Annotated in this window: 21 protein-coding genes and 2 pseudogenes; 12 read left to right on the forward strand and 11 right to left on the reverse strand. The window is 62.6% G+C overall.

Annotation, left to right across the window (positions count from 1 at the left end):
- Positions 1 to 80: 80 nt before the first annotated feature.
- The gene (locus ACPXCG_RS05190; RefSeq protein WP_425789740.1) at positions 81 to 1610 is read right to left on the reverse strand and encodes an MFS transporter; all 1530 of its coding nucleotides are present in this window, start codon (positions 1608 to 1610) and stop codon (positions 81 to 83) included.
- A 718-nt stretch (positions 1611 to 2328) separates the two neighbouring features.
- Between ACPXCG_RS05190 and ACPXCG_RS05195 the strand changes: the two genes are divergently transcribed.
- Both ACPXCG_RS05195 and ACPXCG_RS05200 read left to right on the forward strand, forming a co-directional pair.
- Positions 2329 to 2946, forward strand: coding sequence for an MspA family porin (locus tag ACPXCG_RS05195; RefSeq protein ID WP_425789742.1), 618 nt, complete (start codon positions 2329 to 2331; stop codon positions 2944 to 2946).
- 122 nt (positions 2947 to 3068) lie between these two features.
- Positions 3069 to 3722, forward strand: coding sequence for an MspA family porin (locus tag ACPXCG_RS05200; protein WP_425789744.1), 654 nt, complete (start codon positions 3069 to 3071; stop codon positions 3720 to 3722).
- Here the strand turns inward: ACPXCG_RS05200 and ACPXCG_RS05205 are convergent.
- The 6 genes and pseudogenes from ACPXCG_RS05205 to ACPXCG_RS05230 form a co-directional block, all read right to left on the reverse strand.
- A pseudogene (locus ACPXCG_RS05205) lies at positions 3656 to 4171 on the reverse strand (cupin domain-containing protein); the annotation flags it as partial. The gene ACPXCG_RS05200 and the pseudogene ACPXCG_RS05205 sit on opposite strands and share 67 nt — an antisense overlap.
- A gap of 934 nt (positions 4172 to 5105) precedes the next feature.
- Positions 5106 to 5486, reverse strand: a complete 381-nt coding sequence (locus ACPXCG_RS05210) for a carboxymuconolactone decarboxylase family protein (protein WP_425789746.1) — start codon at positions 5484 to 5486, stop codon at positions 5106 to 5108.
- A gap of 526 nt (positions 5487 to 6012) precedes the next feature.
- Positions 6013 to 6207 carry a ferredoxin gene (locus tag ACPXCG_RS05215; protein ID WP_425789748.1) on the reverse strand — a complete coding sequence of 65 codons (195 nt, stop codon included), beginning with the start codon at positions 6205 to 6207 and terminating at the stop codon, positions 6013 to 6015.
- Between the two features lie 130 nt (positions 6208 to 6337).
- Positions 6338 to 6520: pseudogene (locus ACPXCG_RS05220) on the reverse strand (MFS transporter); the annotation flags it as partial.
- A 142-nt stretch (positions 6521 to 6662) separates the two neighbouring features.
- Positions 6663 to 7715, reverse strand: coding sequence for a cyclase family protein (locus tag ACPXCG_RS05225; protein ID WP_425789750.1), 1053 nt, complete (start codon positions 7713 to 7715; stop codon positions 6663 to 6665).
- 130 nt (positions 7716 to 7845) lie between these two features.
- Positions 7846 to 9483: a flavin-containing monooxygenase gene (locus ACPXCG_RS05230; RefSeq protein ID WP_425789752.1), complete on the reverse strand. Its 1638-nt coding sequence runs from the start codon at positions 9481 to 9483 to the stop codon at positions 7846 to 7848.
- A gap of 905 nt (positions 9484 to 10388) precedes the next feature.
- Here ACPXCG_RS05230 and ACPXCG_RS05235 point away from each other — a divergent pair.
- The 7 genes from ACPXCG_RS05235 to ACPXCG_RS05265 all read left to right on the forward strand — a co-directional run bounded on the left by ACPXCG_RS05235 (position 10389) and on the right by ACPXCG_RS05265 (position 17856).
- Positions 10389 to 11330, forward strand: coding sequence for an SDR family NAD(P)-dependent oxidoreductase (locus ACPXCG_RS05235; RefSeq protein ID WP_425789754.1), 942 nt, complete (start codon positions 10389 to 10391; stop codon positions 11328 to 11330).
- Positions 11331 to 11440: 110 nt separating this feature from the next.
- Positions 11441 to 12178, forward strand: coding sequence for a 3-oxoacyl-ACP reductase family protein (locus tag ACPXCG_RS05240; RefSeq protein ID WP_425789755.1), 738 nt, complete (start codon positions 11441 to 11443; stop codon positions 12176 to 12178).
- A 166-nt stretch (positions 12179 to 12344) separates the two neighbouring features.
- On the forward strand, positions 12345 to 13580 hold the full coding sequence (locus tag ACPXCG_RS05245; protein WP_425789757.1) for a cytochrome P450: 1236 nt from the start codon (positions 12345 to 12347) through the stop codon (positions 13578 to 13580).
- 126 nt (positions 13581 to 13706) lie between these two features.
- A complete protein-coding gene (locus ACPXCG_RS05250; protein WP_425789759.1) occupies positions 13707 to 14300 on the forward strand; it encodes a TetR/AcrR family transcriptional regulator in 594 nt (197 codons plus the stop codon).
- A gap of 351 nt (positions 14301 to 14651) precedes the next feature.
- Positions 14652 to 15380, forward strand: coding sequence for a class II aldolase/adducin family protein (locus tag ACPXCG_RS05255; protein WP_425790497.1), 729 nt, complete (start codon positions 14652 to 14654; stop codon positions 15378 to 15380).
- 7 nt (positions 15381 to 15387) lie between these two features.
- Positions 15388 to 16935, forward strand: a complete 1548-nt coding sequence (locus tag ACPXCG_RS05260; protein ID WP_425789761.1) for a class I adenylate-forming enzyme family protein — start codon at positions 15388 to 15390, stop codon at positions 16933 to 16935.
- A 141-nt stretch (positions 16936 to 17076) separates the two neighbouring features.
- Positions 17077 to 17856 carry an SDR family NAD(P)-dependent oxidoreductase gene (locus tag ACPXCG_RS05265; RefSeq protein WP_425789763.1) on the forward strand — a complete coding sequence of 260 codons (780 nt, stop codon included), beginning with the start codon at positions 17077 to 17079 and terminating at the stop codon, positions 17854 to 17856.
- A 107-nt stretch (positions 17857 to 17963) separates the two neighbouring features.
- Here ACPXCG_RS05265 and dmpG read toward each other — a convergent pair whose 3' ends face one another.
- The 4 genes from dmpG to ACPXCG_RS05285 all read right to left on the reverse strand — a co-directional run bounded on the left by dmpG (position 17964) and on the right by ACPXCG_RS05285 (position 21771).
- Positions 17964 to 19040: a 4-hydroxy-2-oxovalerate aldolase gene (gene dmpG / locus ACPXCG_RS05270; RefSeq protein WP_425789764.1), complete on the reverse strand. Its 1077-nt coding sequence runs from the start codon at positions 19038 to 19040 to the stop codon at positions 17964 to 17966.
- The gene (locus tag ACPXCG_RS05275) at positions 19037 to 19942 is read right to left on the reverse strand and encodes an acetaldehyde dehydrogenase (acetylating) (protein WP_267627413.1); all 906 of its coding nucleotides are present in this window, start codon (positions 19940 to 19942) and stop codon (positions 19037 to 19039) included. The genes dmpG and ACPXCG_RS05275 overlap by 4 nt, the downstream gene beginning before the upstream one ends.
- An 87-nt stretch (positions 19943 to 20029) precedes the next feature.
- The gene (locus tag ACPXCG_RS05280) at positions 20030 to 20818 is read right to left on the reverse strand and encodes a 2-keto-4-pentenoate hydratase (protein WP_425789766.1); all 789 of its coding nucleotides are present in this window, start codon (positions 20816 to 20818) and stop codon (positions 20030 to 20032) included.
- 143 nt (positions 20819 to 20961) lie between these two features.
- On the reverse strand, positions 20962 to 21771 hold the full coding sequence (locus ACPXCG_RS05285) for an SDR family NAD(P)-dependent oxidoreductase (protein WP_425789768.1): 810 nt from the start codon (positions 21769 to 21771) through the stop codon (positions 20962 to 20964).
- A gap of 190 nt (positions 21772 to 21961) precedes the next feature.
- Here ACPXCG_RS05285 and ACPXCG_RS05290 point away from each other — a divergent pair, with 190 nt between their 5' ends.
- Genes ACPXCG_RS05290 through bphC form a run of 3 tightly spaced genes read left to right on the forward strand, consistent with a single transcriptional unit; the run spans position 21962 to position 25318 of the window.
- Positions 21962 to 23134 carry a Rieske 2Fe-2S domain-containing protein gene (locus ACPXCG_RS05290; protein WP_425789770.1) on the forward strand — a complete coding sequence of 391 codons (1173 nt, stop codon included), beginning with the start codon at positions 21962 to 21964 and terminating at the stop codon, positions 23132 to 23134.
- Positions 23135 to 23191: 57 nt separating this feature from the next.
- Positions 23192 to 24370, forward strand: coding sequence for an acyl-CoA dehydrogenase family protein (locus ACPXCG_RS05295; RefSeq protein ID WP_425789772.1), 1179 nt, complete (start codon positions 23192 to 23194; stop codon positions 24368 to 24370).
- Positions 24371 to 24412: 42 nt separating this feature from the next.
- Complete coding sequence (gene bphC, locus ACPXCG_RS05300; RefSeq protein WP_425789774.1) at positions 24413 to 25318, forward strand: biphenyl-2,3-diol 1,2-dioxygenase; 906 nt, start codon at positions 24413 to 24415, stop codon at positions 25316 to 25318.
- The last annotated feature ends 102 nt before the right edge of the window (positions 25319 to 25420 follow it).

Consider the following 25420-nt stretch of genomic DNA (forward strand, 5'->3'; position numbering starts at 1 on the left):
ACACCGACGGCGAGGAGACTCCCGGTGTCACCGAGAATCTCCTCGCTTGTTTTGTGGCGCCGATGGGTCGGCGTGTCCGCTCAGGCTGTGGTCGCCCCCGCCACAGCGTTGTTCGCGGCCGGTTCGTCGGCGTTCACGATGCCGGCGGGCGGAGCATCAATACGTCGCACGGTACGCGGAATCAGGATGGCAGCGAGCGCACCGAAGAGACACACACCTGCCCCGATCCAGAAGGCGACCGAGATTCCGCCGTCGGTGTAGAACGTGGCACCATGCACCATCTCCTTCGGGATCGGCGCCATGAACGAGTTGTTGAGCACGGCGAAAACAGCCACCGGGAGAATCGCCGCGACGACATTCTGTGCGACGTTCACGACGCTCGCCGAGGTCGCCTGCATCTGCGGCGGGACGGCCTCGATCAGCAGGTTCGGAACCGACGAATAGGCAAAGCCCATACCGAGTCCGGCGACACCGGCGAAGAACATGAGCATCGGCTTGGAGCCATTCGCGGCACCGACGAGCAGGAACCCGAGCGCCATGAAGGCGAGGCCGGAGATCATCAACATTCTCGGCCGGAGCCCCCTCGCGACGAGGTTGCCCGCGACGATACCGCCGATGACCACGCAGGCAGCGTTCGGAACCAGGAACAAGGCGTACGACTCGGCATCGATACCGAAGCCATATCCCAGACCCAGCACGGCCGGCGTCATGACCAACATCGGCAACAGCACCGAGAAAAGGGCGCTACAACCGTAGGCGACACCCGATCCGAAGGCAGTGAGGCCGATTGCCCGATTCCGCAGAATCGACAGTTCGATCAGCGGCTCGCGGATCACGGTCGCAGAGAACAGCCAGGCGCCCAGAAGCACAATCCCGACAATCAGATAGCCGAGGGTCGACCCATCGGTCCAACCCCAGGTGGGCCCGAAACTGATCGCCACGAGCACACCCGCGATGCCACCACCGAGAAGGGCTGCGCCGATGAGATCGAGCCGGGACCGAAGCCGCACGGCGGACTCGGTGGTCGACACCATGATCAGTGCGCCGCAGACGATCAGACCGATGACAAAGAACCAGAAGATGCTACGAAAGCCGAAGTTGTCGATGAGCCAGCCCGACAGAAACGGCGACGGCACGGCGACAAGGCCGAGACCGCTGGTGATGATACTGACCGAAACAGCAGTGATCTTCTCCGGGAACACATCTCGAACGAGTGAATAACCGAGGAAGACACAGGGTGCAAGCACGCCGCTGAGCGCGCGGCCCGCGATCATCGTCGAATAGTTCGGTGCGATCGCGCAGATCAGCGACCCGATCGCGGCGAGCGACATCGCGATGAGCAGCAATTTGCGCTTGCCGTACATATCGGCGAGCTTGCCCAGGATCGGCCCCGAGATGGCGCCGACGAGCAGGAAGGCCGTCAGCATCCATGCGCCTTGGGCGGTCTGGTAATGCGCGGAGATCTGCGGCAGGGCTACCGACACCATCGCGTAGCTGACCGCGAGGATCTCGAGAGTCATCACGATGGAGAACAGCGAGAGAACAAGTCTGGGTGTCCATCCAGCACCGACGGTACTTCGGGCATGGCTTGGTTCCGACGCAAGAGACATGGGCATCCTTACGGGTGGGTACCTGACTCCGAATCGCCTTGCCGGCGTATGGGTTGGTCAGTGTCAGGCATGTGTTGGTAAGCAAAGGTCGCCACGCTCTCGTGGCGCTGTCCTGCAGGATCTCCAGTAATTTAGCTCACTTAGTGAACCTTGTGTACTCCACATCACAAATAATGCGTGACTTGCATCACACACATGTCGATTCGCCCACGCGGCGCCAAGCGCGTTCGAATTCATGACCGATTCGATCGCGAACCTGGACTTCTGATGCAACGCAATGGGGTTCGAGAGTCCGCCGACCACACCCCGTCGGTCCCGCCCCCTCGGACGGCTCCGGGCGTGCAGACAGCGATCAACACTGCGTCAATCCTCCCGGCACTCACTCAGGCGTCGCCTCGCCGGCTCCGCGTTCCATCGCATCCGCGCCATGCGAGTAGCGACTCGTTTGCCTCCGTCTTGCCAACTGCGTGTGGGTGATTCGGATGCGCTCCCGTCACATGCACCTCGTTTTGGGTTATTGATTCTCACAGTCGCATCGCTTACGCTTTGAACTTAGTTACAGTTCTCGCCACCTGGCATACTCAACTCCACTACGGCAGAATCAGCTGGCGCACAGTGCGTTCGGGCGACCAGGCGAACAAGGGCCAGTTGGCCGGGGCCAGGTGAAACCAAACGGCACTTGGCGTCTGAACCTGCAGTGTGCATGGAAGGAACCCGAATGAAATTCCATCGAGCGATCGTGCCCCTGGCCGCCGCGGCAGTCGCCTGCGTAGGACTGGCGGCGCCGGCCGGCGCCGCCACGCTACCGAACGGTCACAAGGCAGTATCGGACAGCGGATTGACCGCACAACTGGGACGCACAGGCGAATCGGCGATGGCTGCTCCATCTATGGCCGCCAACGGAATTGGTCGATCAGCCGTGGTGTCGGGAAACTTCACGGCCAAGTTCAACAAAAGCGTCGCCGGGCGTCTGCGGGTCGGCTACGTGGTCGGGTGTCAGGTCACGGTCGGCACACTCACGGCAGGCATCAGTGGCAATCTGAGTATGGCCGCACCGTCAGTATCCGGTTCGGTGTCGTTCCCACTGGCGCCAGGACAGATCAAGGCAGTCCTGCTCAGCGCCCAAGCCATTCAGGGCAAGAACGCCCAGTATCAGTACTCCGGGCTCGAGGTCGAGGCGCAGGGGTGCGGCGGCTATGCGAGCGCGCGGTCCTACGCCACGATCGAGGCCGCAGAGAACTTTTCGATCGACAGCACCACAAATACCAACAACATCGGCGGCACCGGCGCCTACGTGCAATCAACTCTCTACGGAAAGCCGTTCAGCCTCAGCTGAACTTCGGTGCAAGATAATCAATCAGCGCCATGTGACACCAGGATCCGGCTGCGGATCGACCACCGAGCCGACTGATCGACGCAACCAGCGTCACCACCGTAAGGACTACAATGCGAAACAACATGACCTCGGCCAGAAGGGTGCTGGGCTTCGTGGCACTCGCCGGCATTGCGTCCGTCGCAATGACGACCCTGACTCCCGACGCGAACGCCGGGCCGCTGCCGGGCGGTAGTACAAGCTCCCGCATCAGCGCGGGCGCAACCATGCATGCGCAGCTCGCGGAGGAGCGCGTGACCTATCACCGAGGCAATGTTGCCTCAGTGCCGACGAGCCGCGAAGTCTGGGTATCCGGGAAAGTACGAGTCCAGGTGACCGGGGCCGCCACCGGCGGCGTCATCAAGGGCGGATACGTCGTAGGATGCCAGGTGGATCTGCTCAATCTCGGCAACTCCGGCGGTGCGGGAGTCAATCCATCGACGGGCGCCGTGACCGGGCCGACAATGGGTAGCACGCTCAGTCTCGGGCCGGGCCAGGCGACGTACGTACCGCTCATCGCGGAGACCAATACACTTCTCGACGCCGACAACGAGCTCTACCGGATCAGTGGATACAAGTTCACCGGCCCACGGGGATCGGTGGCATACAGCCAGGAACCTCTGCGTCTCAACGGATGCGGTGGTTATGCGCAAGCGCGCGCGCGAATGACGATTCAGGTGAGCACTCCGACATCAAAGAGTGAAACCACGCTGTGGGGTCGCCCCTTCTCCCTGGGCTGACATCGACTGCCTCTGAAATCGGGCACCGCGATTACTGCCCGAGTGCTCGCGCATGCCGACTGCGACGCCGCACGCCGGCGATCGATCGGACGAACCGAGACAGACCTCCAGCTGACCTCGACAACTTGGCCTCGCCATCTTGTTGAGGTCAGCTGAGTCTTGTTGGTGTGAAATTCTTCTCGGAGGTCGACTGACGGTCGGCACCAGCTGAACGAGGTCGCTGTCACGCCGTGTGAGGCGTCCAGGCAGTCGTTCCGTAGCGGGAAGAAGACCTCGATGACCAGCGCTCCATCCGGACCCGAACGCGCGGCGTGCGGCTTCCCAGCCGGGATCTGGTAGCCCTGATGGACCCCGAGTTCGCATTCTCTACCGTCGACGATGAAGATCTGTTTTCCACGGAGAACCATGCCCAACTGCGCTTGTGTGTGCGGTCGTCGAGGCGGACGACGATGGAGATCTCGCCGTTGGGGATCGAGTCACGACCACGGCCGCCGGCGGGTTGGCCGAAATGGTTTGTGCCGACGCCAGGATGTCCATCACACTCGCAGCTCGGGGAGCAGCTTGCACCCAACGTCGAAATCGTCGATTTCCAACATGGCGGGCACGAAGTTCACCGGTGCACACTCGCCGATCGCGTCGAAAGTACTTGACGCTCCCGCGATGCGTAGGTAATCGCCGATACTCGTGCGATCCGTACAGACCAGTGGGTAAGACCCCAACTTGATCGCCTTCGCCCGTAACACTGAGGTGCGTCCGATAACCCCTCGAGGTCAATCTCGATGCGGTGGATGGCAGCTCGACGGGTGGTCCACACAATCTCGGTCGTGACACCCGAGCTTCGCCGACGCATGCAGGCAGGCCGGAACAGGGGCGCCCGCAAACACTGAAACTCTCTTCGGAGCAGACATTCTCACAACGTCACCGGTCGCAGAGGACGAGATCAGAACCCTGACGGACCTGATGAAGACGCCTGCGGCGGCGAGCGCCTGTTGGCCTGCAGGAGTCAATCCCCACCCGGTTACCTGACACATGGGCCACCCCAGCGGTGGCACGCTTCTCCGGACAGCGTTTGTCCTACTTGCAAGAACGGGATCGTACGTCCGAGCGGGCCACCTCATGCAGCGAATTCTGGTGGCTTGCGCAGATCCAACCTGCCGACTGCACAGTTGAAGAGCTGCTGATCTCAGGCCGGCGGGCGAACAGCAGACCGCCGGATGGTTTGTTGTCGTCCCACACACGAATTCGGTGCATGACTCCGGCGGCCAGGTGGCGCCTCGCGTCATTCGGCATCGCGGCAGCGACCCGGTAGCGACTTCCTCCACCGTCTGGCTATGCATCCATCTGGATCGCCGGACTTACGCAACGAATTTCAGCTATGGGCCCCTAGGACGGCGACTCGAGCGCATCGCGGGCCGCTTTGCGAGCTGCTGTGGCGGCGGGGAATCCGGCATAACCGGCCGAGTGGTAGATGAGTTCTGAGATCTCGTCGTCGGTGAGTCCATTGGTCCGGCCGATGGCGAAATGAGCTTTCATCTCGGTTTCGGCGCTGCGCGCGATCAGGATGCCGAGGGTCACCAGGCTGCGCTCGCGCGGGCTCAGCCCCTCACGACCCCACAGTGCCCCCCAGACGCTGGTCAGTCCGATCTCGTAGAGATCATCCGCGATGCCGCCATCTCGCAAATCGATATCGCCGTCGGGGAAAGTTCCCGGAAGTGATCGGCGCATGACATCAAGCCCGCGTGCTCGAATGTTGTTAGACGTCATTTATGCTCTCCCATTTGATATTTCGGTGGTCATTTCGAACGTTAGCCCTTTCGGCCGGTAGGAATCAAGGTCGTGACAGGAGCACCGTTGAAGCGGCATCAGTCGCTCGGCTCGGATTGCGGGAGTGGGATATTCGGCTGTTTTCCAACAGGAACTCCGGAGGAACGGAGTGGCCCGGGTGGTCCGGAGGAGAATGCCTGTGGTCGCCCAGGAATTCGTCGGCGCCACGCTGGATGGATTCTGGGCAGATCATCAGCATCTCGTGTCATACACCCAGAATCGGTGAGCTCGTCATCCCGGTGCGCCGCACCAAGAGCTGGTCACTGGTTTCAACCAAAGTGCCCGTGATGGCAGCCTTGATTTCACTGTCCCGTAGCGATTCTTCTCGGAGACACGTGACATCCAACGGCGCCAGGAACTCGAGTGGCGCATCCACGCAATGGTTGCGTGGATGCGCCGTCCGCTCCGTCGGTCGTGATCGCCTCTTACGGCGGCGCGGTCCGCTCCACCCGCCGGCGCGCCGGACTCACTCCTCGACCCGAATCGCCAGCGCCGGACACACCGCTGCCGCCTGACGAACACGCTCCGCCGCATCCTCGGGTGGATTGTCGTTCAGCAATACAACAATTCCGTCTTCGTCACGTTGATCGAACACATCGGGAGCTGCGGCCACGCACTGGCCCGCGGCGACGCACTTGTCCTCGTCGATGATTACTTTCATGATCTCTCCTGATCACTCGGCTGTACAGGCTGCCTGCAGTTGCAGGTCGTCGACAATGAGTTCGCGGTGCCGGCGCGTCGGGCTTCGGGATCTTCCAACCGAAACAGCGCCCACCCTTCCGCCCGTGCTCGGCCCCGACCAACAGGAACGCGGTGAGTATCCACGCACCCTGGGTGGTCCGATAGTGCGCCGAGACTTGAGGCAACGCGATGGATACCATTGCATAGCTCACCGCGAGGACCTCGAGAGTCAGCACGATGGAGAACAAGGAGAGTGCGAGTCTGGGCGTCCAGCCGCCTTCCCCATCGGCGATCCGGGGAAGTAAGGATCTGCCGACGTAGTCACAAGGACTCCTTGATGGTCTGTGCGCGAACGGGAAGTTTCGGCTCGCACATGTGTGCAGAGAGAATCACGAAGGAAGCGAAGGCGCACCGCCCGGAGGACGACCGACCACCTCAGACCGTCGCCACGGGGGTCAAGGGACTGCCCATGGTTCCAGGCAGTCGCAATGGTGGTGCAGTCAGTAGAAACCGGCTGCGCCCGTTCTGGCGTAACCAGTCGGCCAGCTCCTGCGTGTACCACAACTCTCCCAAGGGGATACCGAGCTTGAACAGGCAGAGGTTGTGGATGGGTAGAAGCGTGTGGGGCGTCTCGTCGCCGTGCACGAACCCCTCCACCGCGTAGTTGTCCGAGATCAAGGCAGACATCTGTGTGTCGGTGATCCATTGGAGCAACGAGTCATCTTCGGCATCGAGGTACGAATACATCGCCTGTATCCGGCTCGCGTCCGGCTTCTTTTCCCACTCCACAATCTTTGTGGCATAACCGGTGTGAATGATGACCATGTCACCGGGCTCGACGACGACGTTGTCGGCAGCCATCATCTCTTTCAGCATGACGAGATTGATCGGCTGCCACTCATGGGCAGTGTCGCCGAGGTGGTGGGCCACATCGATGAGGACCCCGCGTCCCTGTACACCGTGGGCCGCCATGTGCTCGAGACCGAGATGTCGAGCGAAGGCGGTGCTCCCGCTGTCGTCACCCTTGGCGTCGGTCGCCGGCCCGACGATGTCATCCCCGGCACGGAATCCGTTGTAGTAGACCGGTTCATCGACACCGTCCAGGTCTGCGTCGAACAACGCACCCTGATGAGCCAGAGCGTCCCACTGCGTGGAGTACTGCGGCCACAATGTGACGACATCGTCGCCCCACACGTCGATGAACGACGGCGAGATCTTGTCCTTCGCGATCACGTTGTAGAAGGTTCCGGCTTGGTAGGCCAGGTCCTCGGTCGGGTTGATGATCGGTGGATAGCGGCGCTGGTTCAGCGATGATCCGCCAGGGTAGTCCAACGGCAGACTGAGGCTGAAGGTCCGTCCGGTTTGGATTTCATTCGCCGCCTGCAAGACCTTGTCCGGTGTCAGTAGATTGATGCGCCCGAGTTCGTCGTCTTCGCCGAAGTCGCCCCAGTTCGATCCTTCAGGTCGCTGCTTCCATCGTTTCGCCATCTCGCTCCTTGGTTTGAGTTCAGGCCCCACAGACTGGGACAAGAGCATCTGTCTTTCAGTGGATCTGATCAGCCGTGCCGAATTCGTGAGGGTCGGCCGCGGTTCGTCCGTCGCGGCTGGTCGCTTCCGCTCACACAGTGACGCGGTCGGCTACCGGTCGCCGCGTGAGTTCGAACTGCGCGAAATCGGTGCGGACAACGTCACCGATCATCTGCTGGAGGGTGGGACGACCGGTTGGATTGAGGAGTTGCTTTACGGGCTTGCCCGGGATGTTGGAGCCGTAGAAATAGCTGCTCTCGTTGAATGACGAGTAGGCATTGGATGCGTCCATCAACCCGGTCCATTCTTCCTCGGCTGCCGCGGTCACCTCGATCACATCGATGTTCTTTTCCCGCGCATTGATCAGCGCGCGCATCACGAAGTCAACCTGATCACCCGAATATCGTGGATTGTTTCCGGTAGAGCCATGCGGCCCACCGGGAAAGAAGAAGTTCGGGAAGCCGGCACTCACGACCCCGAGAAATGTGCGCGGACCATCCGCCCAATGCTCTTCCAACCCGAGCCCGTGTCGGCCGCGAACACCCAGCCGGTTCAGTGCTCCGGTACCAAAATCGTATCCGGTCGCCCACACTATGACATCGAACTCCTCGAGACCGTTGCTGGTCGCGATACCTCGTTCGGTGACGCGAACCAATGGGGTCTCCTTCAGCGATACCAAAGAGACATGTGGCTCGTTGTAGACCTCGTAGTAGTTTGTCACGAACGGTGGGCGTCTACCGCCGTATCCATGGTCCTTGGGAATCAATCTCTCAGCCACTTCCGGATCGTTGAGAATGCAACGTATCTTATCGGCGATGAAATCAGACCACTCCTTGTTGGCCGCGGGATTCACAGTCATGTCCGCGTAATGCATCGTCAATTTCTCGAACCCCGGGCTATTCCAGAGTTTCTCGTAGAACTGTTGACGATCGCCCTCGGCATCGTCGGCGAACATGCGGCCCTCCATCGGGTGCAAGAATCCGCTGACCGAGGTATCGAGCGTCTGCTTGATATTCTCGAAGTTCGCTTTCAGCTCCGCCTGCTCCTGCGGGCCGATCGGCGAGTTGTTCAGCGGTGTACACCAATTGGCGGTTCGCTGGAATACGGTCAAAGTCTCCGCCTCGCGCGCCACCACCGGGATCAACTGCACCCCGCTCGACCCGGCACCGATGACGGCAACCCGCTTGCCCCGAAAGTCCACGGGCGTAGACGGCCACAGACCGGTGTGGTAGCTCTCGCCCCGGAAATCCTCGCGCCCGGGTACAGCAGGATAGAATGGCACCGAGAGAACGCCCGTCGAAGCCACGAGAAACCTGCTACGCAATGTGTTTCCGTTGGCACTCCGTGTGATCCAGGTGCCGGATTGTTCATCATACTGCGCCGACGAGACCCTCGCACCGAAACTGATGAGTCGACGCAGGTCGAATCGATCGACGACATAATTGAAATAGCGTTCGACCTCTGGCTGGCCGGCAAATCGTTCCGACCATTCCCACTCCTCCCACAACGCTTTCGAGAACAGGTAGCCGTAGGTGAAGCTCTCGGAGTCGAATCGCGCTTCGGGATATCGATTCCAATACCAAGTACCACCGACTCCATCTCCGGCTTCCAGGACCTTCACCGAGAAGCCCGCCTCGCGAGCGCAGTACGCCTGGTGTATGCCGGTCACTCCTGCTCCGATCACGACCACGTCGACATCAATCGGACCAGTCGCGTTGGTTCGGATCATGCTTCCTCCAATTGTCGAACTCCATGTTGTTGCGGCGTCGCGAAGATATGTGAATTGCATTGACAGTGGCGACGAAAGGTGGCCCGGACCGGTTCGATGCCACTTACTCGCCGACCGGCGTCAGCATCGAAGCAGCCCATCGACCCTCGATCGCGATCGGTGCTGGGTGAGTAGCGCGACACCCGGCGACGACAACTCGTTCCGCGGGGCGGGGTCGGCGCCTGGAGAGGCGTCGATGCCCGATCCATCGGTGTCGGAGGTCGATGGTGTCATCATTACTCCAAAATGGGCTGTGAGCCTGAGGATTCAGGCAACAGGATGATGGGCGCCCAACTGACGAGTACGCCCCTGGCGATCACTGGGGTGCTGCTGACCGACGCGGCCGGCGAATTCGCGCGTTGCGCTGTTGCCCGGCGCGTGCTTGCCACCGCCATGATCATCCTGGGCTCATGATGTGCTTCACACTGGGCTGTCGACCAAGTTAGACACGTTCAATGGTTTTGGCAACACCCATCCCGCATGAACTGCTTCGATCCGCACCGTTCCACTCATCAGATGTCGGGTGATCCGGACCGGCGATGCGTCGCGACGACACACCGAAGACGTTGTGGCCCTGAATATGCGTCGGTTCGGGACAACCTCTCGGCCACCCTCTCGTGCCGGCGCTTCCGGCGACTCCGACAACCAAGTTGGATAAGTTGCGGAAAGGGCTTCCCAGACGGTCGAGTGTCGGATAGTGTGAACTGAACGTTCAGGCAATACGTCGATCATGAGCGACCCCGCAACGCACCTGCGATGAGGGCGGGCCGGGCGAACGACATTCACTCGTGCCGAAAAACATTTGTGGCCAATGACTTACATCCTGTGCAGACTGGCCTCCAAAGACAACACCCGAGGAGTCGGAGATGAACGCTCTGAGATTTGATGGACGCGTCGCCGTCGTCACCGGTGCAGGACGCGGCATCGGCAGGGCTTACGCTCACCTCCTTGCAGCACGAGGCGCGAGCGTGGTCGTCAACGACCTTGGCGGCTCCCGTGAAGGTGACGGTATCGATGCCGCGCCGGCCCAATCGGTCGTCGAGGAGATCGTCGCGGCGGGCGGTCAAGCCGTGGCGGATACGAACGACGTGTCCACCCTGGACGGCGGTTCGGCGATCATCGATTCGGCCATAAGGCATTTCGGACGGATCGATGCTGTCGTGAACAACGCCGGCATCGTGAAGTACGGCGGTTTGCCCAACGTCGAATTGTCGAATGTCGAGCGTAACCTCGATGTCCACCTGATCGGATCGTTCACCACAACACGTGCCGCATGGCCGTACTTCGTCGAGCAGGGTTACGGCCGAGTCGTCTTGACAACGTCCAGCGGAGTGTTCGGCCTCGACAACAATCTTCCGTACGCGTCGGCAAAGGCCGGGGTGATCGGGCTTGCCCGCAGCGCGAAGCTGGCAGGCGAACCACACGGGATCAGAGTCAATGTCATTGCGCCGGCGGCGGTGACACGGATGGCCGTTGACATCCCACTCGACGGCCAGACGCAGGAGGTGCCCGATTTCATGTCGCCTGAGGCGGTTGCCCCGATGGTCGCGGTCCTTGCACATGAGAGTTGCCCTGCCAACGGAGAGATCTACACCGCCGGCGGTGGTCGATTCGCACGGTTGTTCATCGCATCGACCGAGGGATACCTACACCGGGGCAGCGACTTCGCCGCTCCCGAAGAGGTTGTCGCGAACTGGCAGGAGATCAATGACGAGGAGGGCTACTACGTACCCGAGGACTTGCCGTCCTGGTCGAACTCCTTTCTGCGACATCAGTTCGCCCCTCAGACCCGCTCTGGGGCGCAGTAGGGCGCGTGCGCCCGCACCGCCCAATCACCAGTCACTCGGACCGCACATTGATTCTTCGTCGAAACAGGCGACGACCACGCGGTGCAGTACAACGAAAGAGAGGCCCAACGATGACACTTGACGGACGAACAGCTGTCGTGACGGGGGGCGGCCGCGGGATCGGGCGGTCCATTGCGACAGCACTCGCAGCTCGCGGCGCGGCAGTGGCAGTATGGGATCTCAACGCCGCCGGAGCCGAAGAGACGATCGCCGCGATCCACGAAGCCGGCGGCAAGGCTGTGGCCATCGTGGGCGATGCCGCCGACGCAACGGCAGTGGCGGAATCGGCCGCACGCACCCGTGCAGAGCTGGGTCCGGTCACCATCCTCGTCAACAACGCGGGTACCACCAAGTACGTTCCGTTCACCGAGATGACCGAAGAACTCTGGGACCGGATGATCCACATCAATCTCAAGGGGCCCTTTCTGGTCTCACGCGCGATCATCCCTGACATGCTGGACGCCGGCTGGGGTCGAATCATCAACATCTCGTCATCGTCCGCACAATCCGGGGCCCCGTCCCTGACTCACTATGCGGCCTCCAAGGGAGGGGTCATCGGGTTCACCAAGGCTCTTGCCATCGAGTACGCCGCGAGTGGGATCACCGTGAACAATGTCCCGCCCGGTTTCATCGACACACCACTGACTCGCGAGTCCATCGACCCTGATGTGGTTGCTGCCTCGATGCCGATGAAGCGTGCCGGCCAACCACAGGATATCGCCCACGCGGTCGCGTATTTGGCCTCCGAGGAAGCCGGCTACGTGACAGGACAGACGCTCAGCGTCAACGGCGGACGGTACCTCGTCTGACGTGATGCGTCCGCAGTCGGCGGTCGCGCGAGCGGACCTGCACGACCTGCACGACATGTACGAGATCAGCGTGATGAAGACGGCGTCGTTGTGCTGATGAACTCCTGGCCGCCGTCGCCATGACCGGGTGCCGTGTCATGCCCACCACGACGACAGAAGGACGATGATGACCGAGACCACCGCCACAACCGCTGAACACCTACCGGAATACCCGACTCCGCGGGCAGGCGGTTGCCCATTCGCTCCTCCCCCAGAGCTGCTCAGGCTACATGAGTCAGAGAAGACGATCGTCCGCGTCAAGACCTGGGATGGCACCACTCCGTGGGTGGTCACGAACCACGCGGCTCAGCGACAGATACTCACCGACCCGCGTATCAGTGCCGAGATCGGGCGAGACGGATATCCACACACCACTGATTCGATGAAGGCGCATTCCAAGGAGATGCCACCGTCGATCAACAACACCGACGGTACCGAACATGCACGTTGGCGCAGGATGCTCACGAGCTCGTTCACCCGACGGCGGATGGAGAAACTCCGTCCCGCGATCCAGCGGATCACCGATCACCTGATAGACGTGTTACTCGAAGGCCCCAACCCGACCGATCTGAACGAGGCGCTGTCCCTACCGCTGCCATCGATGATGATCTGCGACCTCCTCGGTGTGTCATATGACGATCACAAGTTCTTTCAAAAGCATGCCGGATTCACCAATGCGCGTTTCGACACGCCGGAAGAAGCTGCTGCGTCGGTTGCCGAATTGAGCCAGTATCTCTCCGATCTCATCGAGGCGAAGATGAAGAATCCTGGCGACGACCTGGTCACCGATCTCGCGGACCGAGTTTCCAGCGGTGTCCTGACGCTCGAAGAAGCCACACCGCTTGCGTTCATCTTGCTCGTCGCGGGTCATGACACCAGCGCCAACATGATCACACTCGGTACTGCTGTTCTGTTGCAGAATCCAGATCAGCTCGAACTACTCCGCAAGAACTCCACCGACGAGACATTCGTCGGGAACGCGGTCGAAGAGTTGCTGCGCTACTTGACGATTCCGCATCTACTCGCTCGGCGAGCGGTTCGCGAAGATTTCGAGTTCGACGGTGAGATCATCCGGGCGGGCGAGGGAGTCATCACACCCTTGTCGGCCGCCAACTGGGATCCTGAGGCGTTCCCGCAACCAGAGAAATTGGACCTCACCCGCCCGGCGAAGCACCACCACGCATTCGGTTGGGGGCCCCACCAGTGCGTCGGACAGCAACTGGCGCGCATCGAGCTCATCGTTGTCTTCAGCACGCTGTTCCGCCGCATACCCACGATGCAGCTCGCCGCTGACCTCGCGGACCTCGAGTTCAAAGAGGATTCGCAGGCCTACGGCATCTACCAGCTCCCCATCCGGTGGTGACCTGACTCGGCATGTCTCGCTTGCCAATCGATCCGCTGATTCGGCCGCCACACGAGTCCGATCAGGCTGTCGTTCATCTACAGTTGTTCAGATCGCCACACGGTCGGACCGAGGAGTCACGTTCTGATGTCAATCCCCAGTGGACGCCGGCAAGTTCGGGGCACGACCAGAGGTGGTGGTCCACGGTCCGAGAGCCGCATCCTTGATGCGGCCTACGACCTACTCACCGAGGAGGGACTGGCCGCAGCCACGGTCGAGGCCATCGCGGCCCGCGCCGGGGTCAGCAAAGTGACCATCTACAAGTGGTGGCCGAATCGGGCCGCGGTGGTCACCAATGCCTTCCTCTCGAGGTCAGGGCACGCGCTCCCGTACCCCAACAGCATGACTCGGGAGGCCGTCATCGACTCGTTGATCCACATGGCCGACTCCTTTCGCGGCCCCACCGGCAAGGCCATCCGTGCTCTGGTCGCGGAGGGTCAGACCGACCCGGATGCGGCGCGTGCGTTCCAGGACGGCTACATCAATGCGCGACGTGAACGCGGTAGGGAGATAGTTCGCGACGCGATCGACGAAGGACTGATCAAGCCGGCGGATCCTGATGTGGTCCTCGACCTCCTGTTCGCACCGCTGTACTTCCGACTGATCGTCGGGCACCAACCGCTCAACGATGACGCAATACGCGCGCACGTCACGCTCGCACTCGACGGACTCTTGGCATGAGACTCATGAGGTCTCGATTCCCGGCAACGTCGCAGTCCGGTCGGCCGACCTGACGAATATTTCTGCGCAGGAGCCTATTTCAGGAATACAGGCCTTGACACGCCGGCGTTTCGGCACAAAACTGAACTAAACGTTCAGAACTCATACGGCATGCTCTCCCAGCACGGACCTACCGCAGAGGCCGGCGAACAGCGAATGAGATACCCCGACCATCCGGGTGTCGATTCAACGTAACTCCACGAAGTAACTTCGCACCTACGAACTCAAGGACGGCAGATGACGACCGGTGCCACGCAGACCGAGCATTCTTCTTTCGAGCTGCCTCTCAACCGAATCCCCGACAGCGGAGCGATGTCATCCGACGAGCTCGCACTACGCCGCGATCTCGCGGCGGCCTACCGCCTGTGCGCCCTCTGGGGCTGGGATGACCTCATCTACAGCCACATCTCGGCGCGATTGCCGGGTCCGGAACACCATTTTCTGGTCAATCCCCTCGGTCTCGGATTCGATGAGATCACTGCATCCAGTCTCGTCAAGATCGACCTGGACGGCAACGTCATCGGGGACACCAGCCACTCGCCGAACGCCGCCGGCTTCGTCATCCACGGGGCGATTCACAGCGCCAGGGAAGACGCACAGTGCGTGATGCATCTACACACCGAAGCGGGGATGGCACTGTCGATCATGGCAGACGGGCTGCTCCCACTGACACAACATGCGATGCGCTTTCACGGTCGTCTCGGATATCACGACTACGAGGGAATCGCCCTGGACGAGGACGAGAAGCACCGCCTGATCGCCGATCTCGGAACGAGTATCGGTCTGATCTTGCGCAATCACGGCACCATCACCGTTGGACGCAGCGTGGCGCACGCGGTCATCGAAGGATTTTATCTCGAGAAAGCGTCCCGCGCACAGCTATTGGCACTGTCGTCCAATCAGTCACTGGTGACACCACCGACAGAAGTGATTGAATCCACTGTTACACAGTGGCTCCGCGATCTCGGTGTGTCCAAAGACCGCGAATGGCCTGCGCTCGTGCGAAAACTGGACCGTATCGATCCTTCGTACCGGGATTGAGTCGACGGTGAGCGACGCGATCCATCTCCGTACCTTCCAAGAGCATTGGGAGGCCACGGTCTCAGAGCACGGCGATCGGCCGTTCCTACTGTTCCACGACAGCACCGGGATCACTGAATACAGTTACCGGGAGTTCGACGAGATCGTTGGCCGGACGGCAGGGATGCTGCGCCACCACGGTGTTCGACCCGGCATGTCGGTCCATGTGGTGCTGCGCAACAGCCCTGCGTTTGTGGCATTGTGGCTCGCGGTGGCGCGCCTGCGAGCGTGGTTGGTACCCACCGACCCTGCTTCGACCGCCCGCGACATCGCCACCCAGGTCCGCCGGACGCGTCCGGTGGTCGCAGTCTGCTCCGACGTTCGAGCGCAGACGTACCGGGAGGGAGCGGACGGCCTGGTCCCGACGATCATCGAGGTCACCGAGGCCCCGGCCGACTGCGTCTCCGGCGGACCATTGTGCGCCGGAGAGCCGGTGACATTCAGTACGGATGTCGATCCCCAAGACCGGCTCGCGGTGATGTTCACGTCCGGAACTACGTCCGAACCAAAGGGAGTCGTTCTCACGCAGGAGAACTACAGTACCGTCGGTGAGTCCATGGCCGATGCGGCCGGTCTGCGATCCCAGCATCGTTGGCTGGTCACCCTACCGTTGTTCCACGCGAACGCGCAGTACTACTGCTTCGCACCCGCGATAGCTGTCGGAGCGAGTGTCGCACTCACCCATACCTTCTCGGCATCACAATGGGTTCACCAGGCGTCGTTCCTACAAGCCACCCATGCGAGTCTGTTCGCCGCGCCGATCCGAATGATCATCGCCCGCAATCCTATTGATGCACCGTCCCTCCAGTTGGAACACCTGTGGTTTGCGCAGAGCCTGGGCCCTGACCATCTCGACCAGTTCGGCAGGATCATCGGTTCACGGCCCCGACAATTGTATGGAATGACCGAAACCGTCGCTGCCGTCACAGTCCAAACGCACCAAGCCGCAGTGCCCGACTCCATCGGCGAGCCGCTCGATGGGCGCGAGGTCAAACTTGTCGACGGCCGTGGCCGCACCGCCGCGCCGGGCATTCCGGGAACGCTGTGCGTCCGCGGGAAACGCGGCGTAGACCTGTTCCAGAGTTACCTCGACGACCCTCACACCACGGATCGCGCTTTCACAGATCTGCCTGACGAGACGAGTTGGTTCAACACCGGCGACCTGGTGGTTGCCGCCCCGGACACCGGGGCCTATCGTTTCGTCGGCCGTGTTGACGACGTCATCAAGGTGTCGGGCGAGAATGTGAGCCTCACCGAGGTGGAGTCCGTGCTCGCGCAAGCGCCAGGAGTCCTGGAAGTGGCGGTCGTGGCGCAGACCGACCCGATACGCGATCAGGTCCCGGTGGCCTACCTGGTGCCCCGAGACGCGCTGACACCACCGGATACGGATACATTGGATGCCTGGGCAGCGAGGAATCTCTCACCGGCCGCTCGGCCCCACCGATGGCATCTCATCGACGAACTCCCCCGCACGAGTGTCGGCAAGGTCCGGAGATTCCTGATCGATTCCACGTAAACAACTGTGGCATAACTTAACTCACCGCCGGAAGATCGAGTTTGACATCTCGTGACGCGAGCGACGGCGACCATGCGCGATCACGCGCTCAGCATTCTGAAACTCACACAGCTGGCGAGCGAAGGATCTGAAAGGAGACATATGCGTCTGAAAGGCAAGACCGCGGTCATCACGGGCGCGGGTTCGGGAATCGGCAAGGAGATGGCACATCGCTTCGCCGCCGAGGGAGCTCAGGTCGTCTGCGCCAGCGTCAGCACTCGGTCTTTGGAGGTCGCCGAGGAGATCGGTGACGCGGCGATCGGAGTCAGAACAGACGTCGGCGACGAAGGAGACGTACGGCGCCTGATCGCCACCGCGGAGAACGCCTATGGCCGGATCGACATCCTGGTCAACAATGCCGGGTTCGGCGGGGGCCTGAAACCGTTGCACGAGCAGACCACCGAGACCTGGGACCGCGTGCACGGGGTCAACCTTCGAGGTCTCTTTTTCTGCATGAAGTACGGTGTGCGGTCGATGCTCGAGACGGGCGGGGGTGCCATTGTCAACGTCTCGTCGGCGACCAGCATGATCGGATGGAAACACCACGGGGTCTACGGAGCGGCCAAGGCGGGCGTGAACCAGCTGACCAAAGTTGCCGCGCTCGACTATGCCGATCACAACATCCGGGTCAACGCCGTCTGTCCGGGCACTATCTGGACCGGTCTCGTACCGATGTCGAAAGAGTCGCCGGAGCCGCCACCGGGTGTCTTCCGGGTTGCGGGGATCCCCCTGGACCGTTGGGGCCTGTCCGAGGAGGTCGTCGCTGCTGCACTGTTCCTGGCGAGCGACGAGGCCTCGTACGTCACCGGCACGCTCATGCCGGTGGATGGCGGCTACTCCATCGGCTTTTCGGGCATGGGCGCGGAGAACACGGGGTCCTGACGTCCTACGACGCAACGCCGGTCGGCGCATTCGCCCAGGCCCCTACCCGTTCCCACGAAGCAAATCGGGACTCTGGTTGAAGCCTGGGCGTTTCGCGCACCGGCACCTCAGACGCCGGCGTTCGCGTCCTGCTTCTTCTTCAGTTCCAGCGCGATGTCGATGAGCTGATCCTCCTGGCCACCAACCAGTTTGCGGTTGCCGGCCTCGAGCAGGATCTCGGCGGCCGACACGTTGTAGCGCTCGGCATGGCCCTCGGCGTGCTTGAGGAACGAGCTGTAGCAGCCGGCGTAGCCCATCATCATCGCCGAACGATCGACCAGGCACTCCGACGGCATCGCCGGACGCACCACGTCCTGGGCGGCGTCGGCGATCTTCATGAAGTCCACGCCGGTGCTGATCCCCAGTTTGTCGCACACACCCACGAACGCCTCGGTCGGCGTGTTACCCGCACCCGCGCCGAATCGTCGGATCGAACCGTCGATCTGCTGAGCTCCCGCACGGATCGCGTTGATGGAGTTGGCAACCGCGATGTCGAGGTTCTCGTGGCCGTGGAAGCCGATCTGGGCGTCGTCGCCCAGCTCGGCGCGCACCGCCTGCACTCGAACGGTGACGTCTTCGAGCACCAACGCGCCCGCCGAGTCGACGACGTAGACGCACTGGCAGCCGGCATCGGCCATGATCCGGGCCTGCTCGGCCAACTTCTCCGGCGGTTGTGAGTGGCTCATCATCAAGAAGCCGACCGTTTCCAGCCCGAGGTCGCGTGCCAAGCCGAAATGCTGGATCGACACGTCGGCCTCGGTGCAGTGCGTGGCGATCCGGCAGATCTGCCCGCCGTTGTCCTGCGCGGCCCGGATGTCGTCCTTGGTGCCCAGACCGGGCAGCATCAGAAACGCGATCTTGGCCTGCTTCGCCGTCTCGGCGGCAGCCTTGATCAACTGCTGCTCAGGTGTTTTCGAGAACCCATAGTTGAACGACGACCCGCCCAACCCGTCACCGTGGGTCACCTCGATCACCGGCACACCCGAGGCATCGAGTGCCGCGACGATATCGCGCACCTCCTGCTCGGTGAACTGATGCCGCTTGTGGTGGCTGCCATCACGCAACGACGAGTCGGTGATGCGGATGTCCAGGGTGTCGGAGTACTTGCGTGCGTTCGCCATCAAATCTGTTGCTGCTGCGGTCATGCCGAGACTCCCAACTTCTGCTTCGCGATCTCTTCGCCGACCTTGGTGGCAGCGGCGGTCATGATGTCGAGGTTGCCCGCGTACGGCGGCAGGAAGTCACCGGCGCCCTCGACCTCGACGAAGATGGAGACCCGCGCGTGCCCACCGTTGAGCACTGACGGCGGATCGAACTGCGGATCCTGGAGCAGCCGATAGCCGGGCACGTACGCCTGGATCTCCTTCTCCCGCTTGTGGATCGACTCGGCGATCGCGTCGGTGTCCGCATCCTCCGGGATCGCACAGAAGATGGTGTCGCGCATGATCATCGGCGGATCGGCCGGGTTCAGGATGATGATCGCCTTGCCGCGGGTCGCCCCGCCGATGGTCTCCACACCCTTTGACGTCGTCGCGGTGAACTCGTCGATGTTCGCGCGCGTACCCGGGCCGGCCGAGACGGACGCGACCGACGCGACGATCTCGGCGTAGGGCACCGGCACCACGGACGACACCGCGTGCACCATCGGGATGGTCGCCTGCCCACCGCAGGTGATCATGTTGGTGTTCGGCGCGTCCAGGTGCTCGCGGAGGTTCGCAGGCGGGACCACCGCCGGACCGACCGCGGCCGGGGTGAGGTCGACCGCGGTGATCCCGGCCGCCTCGTACTTCGGGGCGTATTCGCGATGCACATAGGCCGATGTCGCCTCGAAGATGAAGTCCGGACGTTCCGACGACGACAGGAGTTCGTCGGCGCCACCGCTCATGGTGATCAGGCCGTGGTCGGCGGCCCGCTTCATGCCCTCGGAGTCGGCGTCGATGCCGACCATCCACCTCGGTTCGATGACCCCGGATCGTTCCAGCTTGTACATCAGGTCGGTGCCGATGTTGCCCGACCCGATGATCGCTGCGGTCAGCTTGGCTGCCACCTGCGCCTCCTTGCTCGTTCGTACGTGTTGAAGTTCTTGTTGGTCAGTTCTCGTCCATCGGCCCAGTCAGCACCGCCGCCGGCTGAGCTAGTCGAAGTCCAGCGTCACGCTGCCCAGCCCCTCGAACTCGGCGACGAAATGGTCACCCGAGCTGATGTCGATCGCGCGGGTCGCGGTGCCGGGCAGGATCACGTCGCCCTTGCGGAGCCGTACGCCGAAGCCCTCGACCTTGCGGGCGAGCCAGGAGACCGCGTTCAACGGGTGACCCAACACCGCCGACGAGTTGCCCTTGGCAATCACCTCACCATTACGGTGCAACACCGCGTCGATGTTCCCGGTGTCGATCTCGCTGATCGGGACACGTTGTTCGCCGAGTATCCAGCCGCACGACGACGCATTGTCGGCGATGGTGTCACACAGGGTGATCTTCCAGTCCTTGATGCGTGAGTCGATCAGCTCGATCGACGGCACCACCCATTCGACCGCCTCGATCACGTCCACGTTGGTGCAGCCCTCGCCCGGAAGGTCCGCGCCGAGGATGAAGCCGACCTCCACCTCGACGCGCGGAAAGCAGAGCTTCTTCGCATCGATCGGCGTCTTCTCGAAGTACTGCATCTCGTCGAGGAGATGGCCGTAATCGGGCTCGTCGACGTTCATCATCTTCTGCATGGCCTCGGAGGCGAGGCCGACCTTGTGACCGGCAACCTTCGCGCCGGCATCGAGCCGCTTGCGGATATTGATCAGCTGGATCTCGTAGGCGTCGACGACATCGAGGTCGGGGTGGGTGTCGGTCGGCCGATCGATCGCGACGGCGGCCTTCTCCGAGTTCCACAGATCGGCCGCGATCTGCTCACGAATTGCCTGGTCGACCGCCACTTCGTCTCCTTCTCCGTTGCCTTCGGCCCGCTCGCCGCCCTCCGGGCGCCACCGAGTGAACGTGTTCTAGTTTAGAACATGTTGCAGATTCGCGACATGCCCCCGCCGCTCCGCCGTCGGTCGAATGACCTCGGTGGATGCGCTCAGGCGTGCGAGCCGCCGTCGACCCGCACCTCGGTACCCGTGATGAACGCCGCGTCTTCGCTGGCGAGCATCGCGACCACACCGGCCACGACCTCCGGCGGAGCGAAGCCACCACCGGCCAGCAGCGGCGTGGGGAACAGCGAGTAGTCGGCATCCTCGGGCAGGCCGGGGCCCGCACTCTGCCCGCTGGCCCCGCTACCGTCGGTCATCCCCGACGAGATCGATCCGGGCTGTACCGCGTTGAACCGGATGCCCGCCTTCCCGTATTCAGAGGCCAGGGCGTGGGTCATCGCCTGAATGCCGCCCTTGCTCGCGGCGTACGCGGCCATGTACGGGTGCGCGAAGGCCGCCGACGTCGAGCTGAAGTTCACCACCGCGGGCGACGATCCCTCACGCAGTGCCGGTATGGACTCACGGATCATCAGGAAGGTGCCCGTGAGATTGATCCGGATGACGGTCTCGAACAACTCCACCGACATCTCGTGGCTGTGCGCCGAACGCAGAATTCCCGCGGCGTTGACCAGAACGTCCAGGCCACCGAGCGCCTCGACGGCCGCGGCGACGCCCGCCCGGACCGATGCCTCGTCGGAAACGTCGACGGCAACAGTCGTCAGGGTCGCCGAGGCACCCGCCTTGTCCTTGGTGTCGGCCAGGCCCGCCTCGCTCACATCGGCAGCGACAACCTGCGCCCCTTCCTCGAGCATCCGCAATGTGGTCGCCTGACCGATCCCCGAACCCGCACCGGTGATCAGGACCCGGCGTCCCTCAAAGCGCTGTCCGCTGTATTGCTGTCCGCTGCCTTGCTGCATCGCAGTTCTCCCTCTCTCGGCATTACCCAAAGCGATACCACCAGACGCCGTCGTCGCGGGTTCAATCGGCATCCACTGAGCGGGAAGCCGGAATTCCCGCCCACTGACCGGGAGAGAGCCGTTCGGTCGCGACCGGTTCCGACGACCATCGAACCGTCACACCAGTCCGTCTGGAGAGTTGGAGGTCTCGATGCTGGGTCACACGAATGGTCAATCCCCCTCGGAAACCGAGGAGTTCAGAACGATCGAAGCGGCGGCCGCACCGGCCCGCTTCGCCCGCGGCTGGCATTGCCTCGGGCTGCTCGACACCTTCCAGGACGGTCGGCCTCACCAGGTGAAGGCCTTCGGTACGACGCTGGTGGTCTTTCAGGCCCAGGAGACCGGGAAGCTCCACATCCTCGACGCCTATTGCCGGCACATGGGCGGAAACCTCGCGCTCGGCACCATCAAGGGCGACTCGATCGCCTGCCCGTTCCATGACTGGCGCTGGGGCGGCAATGGACGCTGCACCGACATCCCCTACGCCAAGCGGGTTCCCCCGGTGGCGAAGACCCGCTCGTGGCCGACGCTCGAGCGCAACGGGCAGCTCTTCGTGTGGCACGACCCGCAGGGGAGCAAGCCCACCGACGACGTGACGATCCCCGAGATCGAGGGATTCGGAACATCGGAATGGACCGGTTGGACGTGGAACTCACTCCTCGTCGAGGGATCGCATTGCCGCGAGATCGTCGACAATGTGGTGGACATGGCGCACTTCTTCTACGTGCACTACGCGTTTCCGCGCTACTTCAAGAATGTCTTCGAGGGCCACACCGCCACGCAGTACATGAGATCCACCCCTCGCCAGGACATCGAGGTCGGTACGAACTACGACGATCCGAACTCCACATTGCGTTCCGATGCATCGTACTTCGGTCCCTCGTACATGATCGACTGGCTGTGGAGCGAGGCTCAGGGCATGACCATCGAGACGGTCCTGATCAATTGCCACTATCCGGTCTCATCGAATTCCTTTGTGCTGCAGTACGGCGCGATGGTGAAGAAGCCCGAGGGCATGTCCGACGAGGCGGCGGAGGGGATGGCCGCACAGTTCGCCCAGGGCGTGGAGATGGGCTTCGAGCAGGACATCGAGATCTGGAAGAACAAGGCGCCCATCGACAACCCGCTGCTCTCCGAAGAGGACGGACCGGTGTACCAGCTGCGCCGCTGGTACGAGCAGTTCTATGTCGACGTCGATCAGGTCACCGACGATATGACCAACCGTTTCGAGTTCGAGATCGACACCGAGCGGGCGGTGCAGAGCTGGGAGGCCGAGGTCGCCGAGAACATCGCCAACAGCAACACACTGCAAGCCCACGCCTGACGGCGGTCGGCCACCGACCATTCTGCCGCACACCATCACGAGCACGAGGAGACGAACATGAACGAAGCACTCGAGAACATCACGGCACTGGCGGACGAGATCCGCGGTCAGGCCGAGGAGGCCGAGCGGATCGGCCGGCTGCCCGACGAGACGGCCAAGAAACTCAAGGCCGCCGGACCGATCCGTTTGTTGCAGCCCAAGAAGTACGGCGGCTACGAGGCGCATCCGCGCGAGTTCGCCGAGACCGTGATGGCCGCGGCGGCGCTCGACGGCGCGACCGGGTGGGTCTGCGGCATCGTCGGCGTCCACCCGTGGCAGTTGGCATTCGCGGATCCGAAGGTCCAGGAAGAGGTCTGGGGTACCGACAACGACACCTGGATGGCGTCACCGTATGCCCCGACAGGGCTCGCCGTCCCGGTCGACGGCGGATACATCTTCAACGGCCGCTGGCAATTCAGCTCCGGCACCGATCACTGCGACTGGATCTTTCTCGGTGCACTGCTCGGCACGGCCGACGGGTCCATCGCCGACCCCCCGACGATGTTGCACATGATCCTGCCCCGCAGCGACTACCAGATCGTCGATGACTCATGGAACGTGGTCGGCCTCAAGGGAACCGGTTCCAAGGACATCATCGTCAAGGATGCCTTCGTCCCCGCGTACCGGGTGATGAACGGCGACCAGGTGATCGACGGCACAGCGCAGCGGGAGTACGGCGTGACCGAGACCCTCTACAAGATGCCGTGGTCCAACATGTTCCCGCTGGGCATCTCCTCGGCGGTCATCGGAATCGCGGAGGGCGCTCTCGCCGCGCACCTCGACTATCAGCGCGAACGGGTCGGCGCCCAGGGGACCGCGATCAAGGACGACCCCTACGTCTTGTTTGCCGTCGGCGAGGCCGCAGCAGACATCAACGCGGCCCGCCAGGAGCTGCTGGCCACCGTCGACACCATGTGGGACATCGTCGATGCCGGCAAGGAGGTGTCGTTCGACCAGAGGGCTGCCGGGCGACGGACCCAGGTGCGGGCCGCATGGCGGGCCGTGATGGCCGTGGATCAGATCTTCGCGCGCTCCGGAGGCAACGCCCTGCGCATGGACAAGCCACTGCAGCGATTCTGGCGTGACGCGCATGCCGGGCTGAACCACGCAATTCACGTGCCGAGCACGGTCTATCACGCCTCGGCGCTCAGCTCGCTCGGCATCGAGCCGCCCGAGCCGCTGCAGAAGATGATCTGACCGGAATCATCACCGAATAACATGACCGACAAAGGAATCGACATGACTGAGATCAAAGGGCTGGGCTATCTCAAGATCCAGACCACCGACATCGACCGCTGGCGCACCTTCGCGTTCGACGTGTTGGGCTTCGCGCAGGGCAGCGGACCCGACGAGGACGCCCTGTACCTCCGGATGGACGAACGTGCAGCACGCATCGTCGTCGTCCCGGGGGACACCGACGAGGTCGTCGAGATCGGCTGGGAGGTTCGCGACGGCGCCGCACTCACACGAGTCCAGTCCGCGTTGGAGCGGGCCGGCGTTGCTGTGAAGCCGCTGTCCGTCGAAGAGGCTGAAGCCCGTCGCGTCGAAGAGGTTGTCTCGTTCACGGATCCAACCGGGGCCGCCGTGGAGATCTTCCACGGCCCCGTGCTCGACCACAGCCCTGTCGTCACCCCGTTCGGCGCGACCTTCGTCACCGGCGGCCAGGGTCTCGGGCATGTCGTGCTGCCGACCACAGACCCGGTCGGGGCCCTCGACTTCTATACCGATGTCCTCGGGTTCCTGCCCCGCGGAGCGATGCGCCTTCCGGCGCCGCCGGAGTTCGGCCCGATGCGTATCCGGTTCCTCGGCGTCAACGAGCGCCATCACAGCCTCGCGCTCTGCCCTGCACCCCACGGCGGAGCGCCGGGTCTCATCCACGTGATGGTCGAGGTCGACTCCCTCGACGCGGTCGGCCAGGCTCTCGACCGTGTGGTCAAGGACGGCTTCTCCGTCTCGTCCACGCTGGGCCGGCACACCAACGACAAGATGGTGTCCTTCTACGTCCGGGCACCCGGGGGCTGGGACATCGAATTCGGCACCGAGGGCATGAAAGTGGACGAGGCCCACTACACGGCCGAGGAGATCACCGCCGACAGCTACTGGGGCCACGACTGGTCGGGAAGCGAGCCGCTGGCTGCGATGTAACAGCGATCTGCGGTCATGAGACGAACGGGGGCGTTCCACCTGCGGGTGGGACGCCCCCGTTTTCGTCGAGGATGGGCGGGCCCCAGGAAGCATTTATGTGAC

It is taken from the genome of Gordonia sp. DT218 (assembly GCF_049847105.1).
Lineage (GTDB): Bacteria > Actinomycetota > Actinomycetes > Mycobacteriales > Mycobacteriaceae > Gordonia.

Excerpts from the sequence above, each read along its gene's own strand:
- bphC (WP_425789774.1), top strand. The coding sequence starts at position 24,413 with ATGACTGAGATCAAAGGGCTGGGCTATCTCAAGATCCAGACCACCGAC.
- ACPXCG_RS05245 (WP_425789757.1), top strand. The coding sequence starts at position 12,345 with ATGACCGAGACCACCGCCACAACCGCTGAACACCTACCGGAATACCCG.
- ACPXCG_RS05225 (WP_425789750.1), bottom strand. The coding sequence starts at position 7,715 with ATGGCGAAACGATGGAAGCAGCGACCTGAAGGATCGAACTGGGGCGAC.
- dmpG (WP_425789764.1), bottom strand. The coding sequence starts at position 19,040 with ATGACCGCAGCAGCAACAGATTTGATGGCGAACGCACGCAAGTACTCC.
- ACPXCG_RS05250 (WP_425789759.1), top strand. The coding sequence starts at position 13,707 with ATGTCAATCCCCAGTGGACGCCGGCAAGTTCGGGGCACGACCAGAGGT.
- ACPXCG_RS05235 (WP_425789754.1), top strand. The coding sequence starts at position 10,389 with ATGAACGCTCTGAGATTTGATGGACGCGTCGCCGTCGTCACCGGTGCA.
- ACPXCG_RS05295 (WP_425789772.1), top strand. The coding sequence starts at position 23,192 with ATGAACGAAGCACTCGAGAACATCACGGCACTGGCGGACGAGATCCGC.
- ACPXCG_RS05285 (WP_425789768.1), bottom strand. The coding sequence starts at position 21,771 with ATGCAGCAAGGCAGCGGACAGCAATACAGCGGACAGCGCTTTGAGGGA.
- ACPXCG_RS05240 (WP_425789755.1), top strand. The coding sequence starts at position 11,441 with ATGACACTTGACGGACGAACAGCTGTCGTGACGGGGGGCGGCCGCGGG.
- ACPXCG_RS05190 (WP_425789740.1), bottom strand. The coding sequence starts at position 1,610 with ATGTCTCTTGCGTCGGAACCAAGCCATGCCCGAAGTACCGTCGGTGCT.
- ACPXCG_RS05230 (WP_425789752.1), bottom strand. The coding sequence starts at position 9,483 with ATGATCCGAACCAACGCGACTGGTCCGATTGATGTCGACGTGGTCGTG.
- ACPXCG_RS05215 (WP_425789748.1), bottom strand. The coding sequence starts at position 6,207 with ATGAAAGTAATCATCGACGAGGACAAGTGCGTCGCCGCGGGCCAGTGC.
- ACPXCG_RS05255 (WP_425790497.1), top strand. The coding sequence starts at position 14,652 with ATGTCATCCGACGAGCTCGCACTACGCCGCGATCTCGCGGCGGCCTAC.
- ACPXCG_RS05265 (WP_425789763.1), top strand. The coding sequence starts at position 17,077 with ATGCGTCTGAAAGGCAAGACCGCGGTCATCACGGGCGCGGGTTCGGGA.
- ACPXCG_RS05290 (WP_425789770.1), top strand. The coding sequence starts at position 21,962 with ATGCTGGGTCACACGAATGGTCAATCCCCCTCGGAAACCGAGGAGTTC.
- ACPXCG_RS05195 (WP_425789742.1), top strand. The coding sequence starts at position 2,329 with ATGAAATTCCATCGAGCGATCGTGCCCCTGGCCGCCGCGGCAGTCGCC.
- ACPXCG_RS05210 (WP_425789746.1), bottom strand. The coding sequence starts at position 5,486 with ATGACGTCTAACAACATTCGAGCACGCGGGCTTGATGTCATGCGCCGA.
- ACPXCG_RS05200 (WP_425789744.1), top strand. The coding sequence starts at position 3,069 with ATGACCTCGGCCAGAAGGGTGCTGGGCTTCGTGGCACTCGCCGGCATT.